The following is a 10,427-nucleotide window of genomic DNA, read 5'->3' as shown; positions in this document are numbered from 1 at the left end:
AGAAAATCTCGTGGCGGAGAGAGTGGGATTCGAACCCACGGTACGGTTTCCCGCACACACGCTTTCCAAGCGTGCGCCTTAAGCCACTCGGCCATCTCTCCGGCGGCCCTCTCTTGGCGGGGTCGGGGGCGTTTTGCAAGCGGGGCGGAGGCGTCCGGGCCAAATTTCCCCCAAATCGCTGATAAAAATCACCAATCTGGCCGGGGGCGGAGCCCGATTTGGAGCTTCCCGGCGCTGGCGCAGGCCGGTGAACCGGCGGCCGCACTGCCACGACCACTGATTTGCGCTGACATGCCCGAGCGCCGCGCCTGAGGACCTGCCATGCCGTTGTCCACTCCTGCCTGGTCTACCCCCGCTTGCCGCGCCCTCCTCCTGACCGTCGTGCTCAGCATCGCCGGTGCTGGCGCGGCCCGGGCCGACCAGTGCACGCGACAAGGCGTCGACGTAACCTGCGACGACGGCCGCAAGGGGATCTGGCAGGGCGACGCCATCCTTTGGCCGGACGGGACCAAGTCCAGCCTCAAGCCGCACCCGTCGGTCATCGTCGGCAACAAGGCCTCGGTCGTGGTCGGGCCCGGCGTGTTCGTCGGCCAGGGCAACGGGATGGTGCCGATGGACAATCCGAGCTCGCCGAACAAGCTGCGCTGCGCCGTGCTGGAGGGCGTGTCGTATTGCCACTGAGCAGGAGACGGCGCGCACGCCCTCTCCGATCGGCTCAGTGATATCGGGCGCCCGACGAGGCGAGGCGGCTGGTGAGGAAGCCGGCCGGCGCCGCCGGCAGCGGTTCGATCTCGTCCTGGAGGCCGTCGTCCTGCAGCGCGTCGACGAAGTCGGCGAACCATTGCTGAATCGAATGACGGCGTAGCTTGGCCATCAGGATCTCGTAACGCATCCGGCGCTCGTTGAGCGGCATCGCCAGCGCCATCGCGATCGTCCGCGCCATGCCGTCGATGTCGTGCGGATTGACCAGCAGCGCTGCATCGAGCTCGTTGGCGGCGCCGGCGAATTTTGACAGCACCAGCACGCCGGGATCGACCGGGCTCTGGGCCGCGACATACTCCTTGGCGACCAGGTTCATGCCGTCATGCAGCGGCGTGACGACGCCGACCTGCGCGCTGCGATAGAGGCCGGCCAGCACGCCCTGGCCATAGCCCTTGTTGAGATAGCGGATCGGCGTCCAGTCGACCTCGCCATGGCGGCCGTTGACCTCGCTGACGAGTCGCGCGACCTCGCTCTGCAGATTGCCATAGGCCTCGATCGATTCCCGCGACGGCGTCGCGATCTGCAGCAGCGACGCGGCGCGCAGCAGGGTCGGATGCATCGTCCACATCCGGTCGAAGGCGTTGATGCGGTTGACGAGGCCCTTCGAGTAGTCGAGCCGATCGACGCCGATCGCGAGCTTCTCGCCGTGCAGGCTGCGGCGCAGCCGCGACACATCCGGATGCGACGCCGCCTTGGCCGCCTGCTGCGCGAATTTGTCGGCATCGATGCCGATCGGGAATACGGCGAGACGGGTCCGGCCGTGGCGCGAGCGAACGACGCCGTCGCGGACCTGCAGGCCGAGATCCGCGCGCAAGCAGGCACTGAAGTTCTCGCGATCGTCCTCGGTCTGGAAGCCGATCAGATCGTAGGCCAGCATCGCGGTGACGAGCTCGCCGTGATTCGGCACGCTGTCGATGACGCTGCGCGCCGGCCAGGGCGTATGCAGGAAGAAGCCGATCGGGCTCTTCACGCCGAGCGTGCGCAGCTCCGCACCGAGCGAGAGGAAGTGATAGTCCTGGATCCAGAACAGCGTATCCGGTTTCTGGAACTTGAGCAGCGCACGCGCGACGAACGCGTTCACCTCGCGATAGGAATTGTAGTCGTCCTGTGACACGCGAATCAAATCGCTGCGAGAATGCAGCGCCGGCCACAGCGCGGAATTGGCGAAGCCTTCGTAGTAGCCGGCGTAGTGCGCGGCCGGCAGGTCCAGCAGCGCCAGCGCGCCTGCACCGAGCTGTTCGATCTGCGCGATCGGTTCCGCCTGCGCACCGTCGCGCACCCGACCCGAGGAACCCACCCAAACTGCTCCGGAATTTTCCACAACGGGCAGCAGGGCTGCCGCAAGTCCGCCGGTCATTGGCTCGTTGGCTTTGCCACGCGCCACCCGATTCGAAACCACGACGAGGTTCACAGCTCCCCTCCTGTTGGTCATGTCGGTTAACAGCTGTTCATCAATATGGTTCCGGGCCACCCTTTCAACCAATTGAAACCAAATTCGGGCAGCGGCGCGGTGTAATCACAGCGCGGTGCAAGTCAGAGCATTTCTAATCAAAAGCAGCGGAGGACAACTGCGAACCTCACGCAGATGGAACTAACGAAGGAACTACCACCGTGCTCGCTGCTGCCTCGATCATCCTGTTAGTTCAGCGTCCGGCGAGCCGTGCAAGGAATGCGCGCACGTCGTTCGGCGCATCGAAATGTCCGTCGACGCCGAGCGCCCGCCGTCCGACCGAGAACGACAGGCCGGCAAAATCGGGCATGATCGCGAACACCGACTCGTCAGTGACGTCGTCGCCGATGAAGAACGGCTTGCGGCCCTTGAACGGCGCGTGGCGCATCAGCTCGCGCACGCCGCTCGCCTTGGTGAAGCCGGCCGGCTTGATCTCACACACGCATTTGCCGGGCAGCACCTCGATCGGCGCCTCCGGCAGCTCCGCGCGGATGCGCGAGACCTCGTCATAGATCGCCTGCTCGGCCTGCGGCGCGAGGCGATAATGCAATGCAAGCGAGTAGCCCTTGTCCTCGAGCAGAATGCCCTGGCTGAGCTTGGCGATCGCCGCCAGCCTGCGCTTCAGCTCCTTGTCGAGCGGCGGCGCCTTGACGGAGTCGGCTTCGCTGCCGCCGGCGAGCCGCATCTCCGCGCCATGGCCGCCCACCGCGGGGTAGACATCCGGCGCGAAGATGAGATCGATGTCGTTGAGCGAGCGGCCGGACACCAAAGCGAGCGCACCCGACGTTCGCTGCATCAAGGTCTTCAGCGTCTCGGCCAAGGCCGGCGGCACCCACACCTCGCGCGGCGTCGGCGCGAGATCGAGCAAGGTGCCGTCGATGTCGAGCAGGATTGCGACCTCGCGCAGATGCGGCACCAGGCTCGCCGGCGCGGGGACGATCTCCGCGGGCTCGGACGCATCGGATGCGATCAGGCCGGAATTCTCTGACGTCATCGACTACTCCATCACGGCGAGCGGACGTGCGACCTGCTCGAGCGATTTGCGTTCGGCCGCGATAGCGTACCGCCAGGCGACGAGCGCCGCCACGCCCATCAAGGCCGCGCCGAACAGATAGCCGGCGAACACAGCGCTGCGCGCGCCGCTGTCGAGCAGCGCGCCGAACAGCGCGGGGCCGGCGACGCCGCCGATGCCAGTCCCGATCGCATAAAACAGCGCGATCGCGAGCGCGCGCACCTCGAGCGGAAAGTTCTCCGACACGGTGAGATAGGCGGCGCTCGCCGCGGGCGATGCAAAGAAGAAGATCACCATCCAGGCCGCCGTCTGCGTCTGCGCGCTCAGCACGCCGATCGAGAACAGATAGCCGGTCAGCGCCAGCAATATGCCTGATACGCCGTAGGTGAAGGTGATCATGGCGCGGCGGCCGAGCGTGTCGAACAGACGACCGAGCAGCAGCGGCCCGAGCACGTTGCCTGCGGCGAACGGCAGGATGTACCAGCCGACATGGTCGGACTTGATGCCGTAGAAGTCGGTCAGCACCAGCGCGAAGGTGAAGAAGATCGCGTTGTAGAAGAACGCCTGCGCGACCATCAAGGTGAGGCCGACGAGGGAGCGCTGGCGATACACCGAGAACAGCGTGCGTGCGACCTCGCCAAGCGGCGTGTGGTCGCGCATGCGCAGCTTCATCTTGGGCAGCGCGTTCGCGCGCGCCTCGCGGTCATGGCCGGTGACCTCACGCTCGATCGCGACGACGATGTCATGCGCCTCATCCGGGTGGCCGTGGATCATCAGCCAGCGCGGGCTCTCCGGAATCCACATCCGCATGATCAGCACGACGAGGCCGAGACAGGCGCCGATGCCGTAGGCCAGCCGCCAGCCGACATCGGGCCCGGCGAAGGCGGGATCGAGCAGCACGATCGCACCGGCCGCACCGAGCGCTGCGCCAAGCCAGAAGCTGCCGTTGATCATCAGGTCGGTCCAGCCGCGATAGCGCGCCGGCACCAGCTCCTGGATCGTCGAGTTGATGGCGGTGTACTCGCCGCCGATTCCGGCGCCGGTGAGGAAGCGGAACAGTGCGTAGGTCGCGACATTCCAGGACAAGGCGGTCGCAGCCGTCGCCGACAGATAGAGCGCCAGCGTGATGAAGAACAGTTTTCTGCGGCCGATGCGGTCGGTCAGCCAGCCGAAGCCGAGCGCGCCGAGCACCGCGCCGGCGAGATAGGCGCTGTTGGCGAGCCCGATGTCGAGATTGGAGAAGTGCAGGCTCGGGCTCTGCTTGAGCGCGCCCGACAGCGCGCCGGCGAGCGTCACCTCGAGCCCGTCGAGCACCCAGGTGATGCCGAGCGCCAGCACCACGCGGGTGTGGAACGGGCTCCAGCGGAGGTCGTCGAGCCGCGCGGGGATGTTGGTCTCGATGATGCGGTCATCCGAAGGCTCGCGCGTGGGCTCGCCGGATTGTGGCGCCGAGCTGATGACGCGGAGATGGGGATAGGTTGCCTGCCGGGGTGCCATGGAATCCCACTGCGACGGCGCGAGACGGCACCGAGAGCTTGACCGGAGAGGATGAAGCAAATGCGGCAGCGATGTCCCACCGCTGCGACCCAACGTCTCGGTCGGCGCGGGGTTCCCGGAACCCGGGGCGGGAACAAGGCTTCGTCCGGCTGAGCTCCTTTCATAGGCGATCTTTGCAACCCGGCTGCAGCATCACCCTCGACTATCGTCCCGGGCAAGCGAGCATAGCGAGCGCGACCCGGGATCCATACCGCGTGATGCCGGATCTGGGCACGCAATCAGTACCGCCTATCACACGACTGCTGCGGCGTATGGGTCCCCGCGTTCGCGGGGACGACGGCGGAATGCGTCGCGAGCAGGTTCAGTCTCACCGGCAAGGCGCTGCAGGTGACCGCAGCGCGTCCCTACGCCGCGCGGATATTCGCCATGAACCGATTCAGCTCCTCGCGCAGCCGGGCGCTCTCCGAGGACAGCGACTGGGCCGAGCGCAGCACCTCCTCGGAAGCCTCGCCGGTCTGGGTCGCGCCGCGATTGACCTGGGTGATGTCGCTGGCCGCCGCCTGCGTGCCGGCCGCCACGCTCTGCACGTTCTTGGCGATCTCCTGCGTCGCGCCGCCCTGCTGCTCGACCGCGGTCGCGATCGACGAGGCGATGGTGGAGATCTGGCGGATGGTGCCACCGATCTGCTTGATCGCCGCGACCGACTCCTGGGTGGCCGCCTGCATGCCGGAGATGTGGTTGGAGATGTCGTCGGTGGCCTTGGCGGTCTGCTCGGCCAGCGACTTCACCTCGGAGGCGACGACCGCAAAGCCGCGGCCGGCATCGCCGGCGCGCGCGGCCTCGATGGTGGCGTTCAGCGCCAGCAGATTGGTCTGCTCGGCGATCGCGGTGATCAGCTTGACGACATCGCCGATCTCCTGCGCCGCGCGCGACAGCTTGCCGATGCGGCCGTCGGTCTCCTCGGCCTGCATCACGGCGGACTCGGCAATGCGGTTGGACTCCCGCACCTGGCGGCCGATCTCGTTGACCGAGGCCGACAGCTCGTCGGTCGCGCTCGCCACCGACTGGATGCGGCCCGTGGCCTGGTCGGAGGTGCCGCTGACGCGGCTCGCCAGCGACTGCGTCGTTTCGGCCGTCTGGGTCAGGGTCGAGGCGGCATGCTCGAGCTGCTGCGCCGAGGTCGATACGTTGGACACGATCGAGCCGACGGCGGCTTCGAACTCGTCGGCGAAGCGAATCAGCTCGGCCCGGCGCGCCGCACCGGCCGCCTTGTTCTGGGCGTCCTGCGACGCCGCGTCGCGCTCCGCCTTGGCCACCGCCTGCAACTTGAAATCCTCGACGGCCGCGGCCATCTCGCCGATCTCGTCGGCGCGGCCAAGACCGGGCAGACGGACATCGAAATTGCCGGAGGCAAGCTCGCGCATCGCCTTGCACATCGTGATCATCGGCCTGGAAATCCCGTTGCCGAGCATCAGGGCCAGCGCGGCGCCCAGCGCCAGGCCGCCGACGGCCAGGATCGCGATCAGCCGCTCGATGTCGGCGATGGTGCCGTTGGTGGACGCCTCGATGCGCTGCTGGTCGGCGGCGAGATCGGACCGCAGCCCGTTCGAAAGCGTGAGGATCTCGGTGGCGGCGCCGCCCATGTCCTGCACCAGCTTGGCGAGGGTCTTGGAGTTCTCCGAAAACTTGATGAAGGCGGCGCGATACTGCTTGATGAGCTCGCCGAGCTCGGTGACGCGCTGGGTGATCTTCTCGTCATTGGCATAAATCGTGACCAGCGAGGTCTCGAGGAAGCGGGTCCGCGCGATGGCGCCATCGGCCGTCTTCGGATCCGGCTTGGCCAGGAAAGTGCCGACCAGGGCGGATGCGGTGAGATACTGACCGGTGAGGTCCTTGGCAGTGGTCTGCACCGTGGGCAGGCCCGCCAGCGCCGCAGTGTCGGCCAGATCGTCGAACTTGAAGCGGATCTTGTTGCCGACGATCCCGATCTGGTCGCTCGCCAGCTTGGCATTGTCGCGGGTCAGGGTGACAATGTCGGAGAAGATCTTGGCGAAGGTCTGAAACTGCGCCTGCAGCTTGCCGAGCTGGGCCCGGCGATCGGCCGCGCTGGTCGCGGCCATCGACTTGTCGATCGCGGCCTGCACCGACTGCTGGGCCGCCGTGGCGGCCGCCTCGTCCTCCGGCTTGCCGGTCAGGGCAAAATAGCGCACGAGGGCCTGATACGAGACGAGCTCGCGATCGATGGTCCTGGCCGCATCGGCCTCGGCAACGCTCATCCGGTAGGATGCGACGGCGGCGGCCACCTTCTCGAACCCGACATAGGCGAAGCCGATGCTGACGGCCGAGATGGCCAGCACGATCGCAAAGCCCAGAAAGATCTTGGCCCGGAAACGCAGGGTCAGAAAATTGCCACGCCGCGACTGCGGCGCAAATTGCGCAGACATTCCCACCCCCGAAGCGACACACTTTATATTGGCCCGAGCCGAGCCACCGGGCGTACTGCACCGGACTGTGATCAAAACTACGTCACAATGGCTAAGGCACCGTAAATGGCCGGGATTGGCATACAGCCTGCAGTCGCAGCTCGCCTCAGCCGACCGAGCCTGTGCGCGTGAGACAGATGCGACCGAATCGCCGATGGAGCGTGGACGACGTCGCAATGACACCTCAGACGAAAATTCGAGTTGCAAAGTCCTGAGGGCGCTGTTTCTAATCAGAATAAGAATAATTCATCGGGAGGTTACTCGTGTCGACAGTCAAATTGACAGTGAACGGCAAGGCGGTCTCGGCTGAGGTCGAGGATCGCACCCTGCTGGTGCACCTGTTGCGGGATCATCTGAATCTCACCGGCACCCATGTCGGCTGTGACACCAGCCAATGCGGCGCCTGCGTCGTCCATATCGACGGCCGGGCCGTGAAGTCCTGCACCGTGTTGGCCGGCCAGGCCGCCGGCGCCAACGTCACTACCATCGAAGGTATCGCCAAGGGCGACGAGCTGCACCCGATGCAGGCCGCCTTCCGCGACAATCACGGCCTGCAATGCGGCTATTGCACCCCGGGCATGATCATGTCCGCGATCGATATTGTGCACCGCCACGGAGGCCAGCTCGACGAGGCCACCGTCCGTGAGGAGCTGGAAGGCAACATCTGCCGCTGCACCGGCTATCACAACATCGTCAAGGCCGTGCTCGACGCCGCGGGCCGCATGAAGGTCGCCCAGGCCGCCGAATAACGGCTGTCGGGTTCAGGCTTTCGACGTCCTTCAATCAAATACCGAGACCACGACCGCTGCGCGCGCTGGCCGCAGCGGGACAACAAACTCCGGTAGGGGAGAGATTCGCATGGGTATGGAAGGCATTGGCGCAAGCGTCGTCCGCAAGGAGGACAAGCGTTTCATCACCGGCAAGGGCCGGTATGTCGACGATATCAAGCTGGTGGGCATGACCTATGCCCATTTCATCCGCAGCCCGCACGCCCACGCCAAGGTCAAGAGCATTGACTCCTCGGCCGCCGAGGCGATGCCCGGCGTGGTCGCGGTGCTGACCGGCAAGCAGATCGTCGACGACAAGGTCGGCAACCTGATCTGCGGCTGGGCCATCACCTCCAAGGACGGCTCGCCGATGAAGATGGGCGCATGGCCGGCGATGGCGCCGGAGACCGTGCGCTTCGTCGGCCAGGCCGTCGCCGTCGTGATCGCTGACAGCAAGAACCTCGCGCGCGACGCGGCCGAAGCGGTCGTGGTCGAGTATGAGGAGCTGCCCGCGGTGGCCGACATGCCTTCGGCGCTGAAGCCCGGCGCGCCGCAGCTTCACCCGGAAGCGCCCGGCAACGTCGTCTATGACTGGCATATCGGCGACGAGGCCGCGGTGGGCGCGGCCTTCTCCAAGGCCGCTCACGTGGTCAGCCTCGAGCTGACCAACAACCGCCTCGCGCCCAACGCGATGGAGCCGCGCGCGGCGATCGCCGACTATGATGCCGCCGAGGAGCACTTCACGCTCTACACGACCTCGCAGAATCCGCACGTCGCCCGCCTCGTGCTGTCAGCGTTCTACAACATCGCGCCCGAGCACAAGCTGCGCGTGATCGCGCCCGACGTCGGCGGCGGCTTCGGCTCCAAGATCTTCATCTATCCGGAAGAGATGGTGGCGCTGTGGGCCTCCAAGAAGGTCGGCCGTCCGGTGAAGTGGACCGGCGACCGCACCGAGGCGTTCCTGACCGACGCGCATGGCCGCGACCACATCTCCAAGGCCGAGATGGCGTTTGACGCCGATCACAAGATGCTCGGCCTCCGGGTGAAGACCCACGCCAATTTCGGCGCCTACATGTCGCTGTTCTCGTCGTCGGTGCCGACTTATCTGTACGCGACCCTGCTGTCGGGCCAGTACAACATCCCGGCGATCTACGCCGAGGTGATGGGCGTCTACACCAACACCACGCCGGTCGACGCCTATCGCGGCGCCGGGCGCCCCGAGGCGAGCTACCTGCTGGAGCGGCTGGTCGAGACCGCGGCGCGGCAGTTCAAGATGGATCCTGCGGAGCTGCGGCGGAAGAACTTCATCACCCAGTTCCCGCACCAGACCCCGGTGATCATGGCCTACGACACCGGTGACTTCAACGCCTCGCTCGACGCGGCGATGAAGGCGATCGACTATGCCGGCTTCCCGGCGCGCAAGGCCGCCGCCAAGGCGCAGGGCAAGCTGCGTGGCATCGGCCTGTCCTGCTACATCGAGGCCTGCGGCATCGCGCCGTCGAAGGCGGTCGGCAGCCTCGGCGCCGGCGTCGGCCTGTGGGAATCGGCCGAGATCCGCGTCAATCCGGTCGGCACCATCGAGGTGCTGACGGGATCGCACAGCCACGGCCAGGGCCACGAGACCACCTTCTGCCAGCTGATCGCCGACCGCCTGGGCGTGCCGATCAGCCAGGTCTCGATCGTCCATGGCGACACCGACAAGGTGCAGTTCGGCATGGGCACCTACGGCTCGCGCTCGGCGGCCGTCGGCCTCACCGCGATCCTGAAGGCGATGGAGAAGGTCGAGGCCAAGGCCAAGAAGATCGCGGCGCACGCGCTCGAGGCCTCCGAAGGCGACATCGTCATCGAGAACGGCGAGTTCAAGGTGACCGGCACCGACAAGTCGATCGCGCTGCCGATGGTCGCGCTCGCCGCCTACACCGCGCATAATTTGCCTGACGGGATGGAGCCCGGATTGAAGGAGAGCGCCTTCTACGATCCGACCAACTTCACCTTCCCGGCCGGCACCTATATCTGCGAGCTCGAGGTCGACCAGGCCACCGGCAAGACGTCGTTCGTCAACTTCGTCGCGGCTGATGACTTCGGCCGGCTGATCAACCCGATGATCGTCGAGGGCCAGGTCCATGGCGGTCTCGTCCAGGGCATCGGCCAGGCGCTGCTGGAGCATGCCGTCTATGACGGCAACGGCCAGCCGGTCACCGCGTCGTTCATGGACTACGCGATGCCCAGGGCCGATGACGTGCCGTCGTTCAAGCTCAGCCACACCACGACCCTCTGCCCGGGCAATCCGCTCGGCGTGAAGGGCTGCGGCGAGGCCGGCGCGATCGGCGCCTCGGCGGCCGTGATCAACGCGATCACGGATGCGATCGGCAACAACAAGCTCGAAATGCCGGCGACCCCGGACCGCGTCTGGCACGCGATCCACGGCAACGCCTGATCGAACGGGAGGAGCAACC

7 protein-coding genes and 1 tRNA gene are annotated in these 10,427 nt (G+C 66.3%); 3 read left to right on the top strand and 5 right to left on the bottom strand.

Annotation, left to right across the window (positions count from 1 at the left end; genetic code table 11):
* Nucleotides 1-11 precede the first annotated feature (11 nt).
* A tRNA-Ser gene (locus BRAO375_RS08320) sits at nt 12-101 on the bottom strand.
* A 220-nt stretch (nt 102-321) separates the two neighbouring features.
* Here BRAO375_RS08320 and BRAO375_RS08315 point away from each other — a divergent pair.
* The gene (locus tag BRAO375_RS08315; RefSeq protein ID WP_009027017.1) at nt 322-681 is read left to right on the top strand and encodes a hypothetical protein; all 360 of its coding nucleotides are present in this window, start codon (nt 322-324) and stop codon (nt 679-681) included.
* Nucleotides 682-715: 34 nt separating this feature from the next.
* Here the strand turns inward: BRAO375_RS08315 and BRAO375_RS08310 are convergent, their stop codons facing one another.
* The 4 genes from BRAO375_RS08310 to BRAO375_RS08295 form a co-directional block, all read right to left on the bottom strand.
* Nucleotides 716-2,173, bottom strand: coding sequence for an alpha,alpha-trehalose-phosphate synthase (UDP-forming) (locus BRAO375_RS08310; protein ID WP_035639590.1), 1,458 nt, complete (start codon nt 2,171-2,173; stop codon nt 716-718).
* Nucleotides 2,174-2,405: 232 nt separating this feature from the next.
* A complete protein-coding gene (gene otsB / locus BRAO375_RS08305) occupies nt 2,406-3,206 on the bottom strand; it encodes a trehalose-phosphatase (RefSeq protein WP_009027015.1) in 801 nt (266 codons plus the stop codon).
* Nucleotides 3,207-3,209: 3 nt separating this feature from the next.
* On the bottom strand, nt 3,210-4,721 hold the full coding sequence (locus tag BRAO375_RS08300; protein ID WP_009027014.1) for an MFS transporter: 1,512 nt from the start codon (nt 4,719-4,721) through the stop codon (nt 3,210-3,212).
* A 404-nt stretch (nt 4,722-5,125) separates the two neighbouring features.
* The gene (locus tag BRAO375_RS08295) at nt 5,126-7,165 is read right to left on the bottom strand and encodes a methyl-accepting chemotaxis protein (RefSeq protein WP_244423136.1); all 2,040 of its coding nucleotides are present in this window, start codon (nt 7,163-7,165) and stop codon (nt 5,126-5,128) included.
* 302 nt (nt 7,166-7,467) lie between these two features.
* Here BRAO375_RS08295 and BRAO375_RS08290 point away from each other — a divergent pair, with 302 nt between their 5' ends.
* On the top strand, nt 7,468-7,953 hold the full coding sequence (locus BRAO375_RS08290; protein WP_009027012.1) for a (2Fe-2S)-binding protein: 486 nt from the start codon (nt 7,468-7,470) through the stop codon (nt 7,951-7,953).
* A gap of 109 nt (nt 7,954-8,062) precedes the next feature.
* Nucleotides 8,063-10,408: a xanthine dehydrogenase family protein molybdopterin-binding subunit gene (locus tag BRAO375_RS08285; RefSeq protein ID WP_009027011.1), complete on the top strand. Its 2,346-nt coding sequence runs from the start codon at nt 8,063-8,065 to the stop codon at nt 10,406-10,408.
* Nucleotides 10,409-10,427: the final 19 nt, after the last annotated feature.

This window comes from Bradyrhizobium sp. ORS 375 (genome assembly GCF_000239775.1).
Taxonomy (GTDB): domain Bacteria; phylum Pseudomonadota; class Alphaproteobacteria; order Rhizobiales; family Xanthobacteraceae; genus Bradyrhizobium.
The sequence above is the reverse complement of the archived record's forward strand: the minus strand, read 5'-3'. Positions and strand labels throughout refer to the sequence as shown.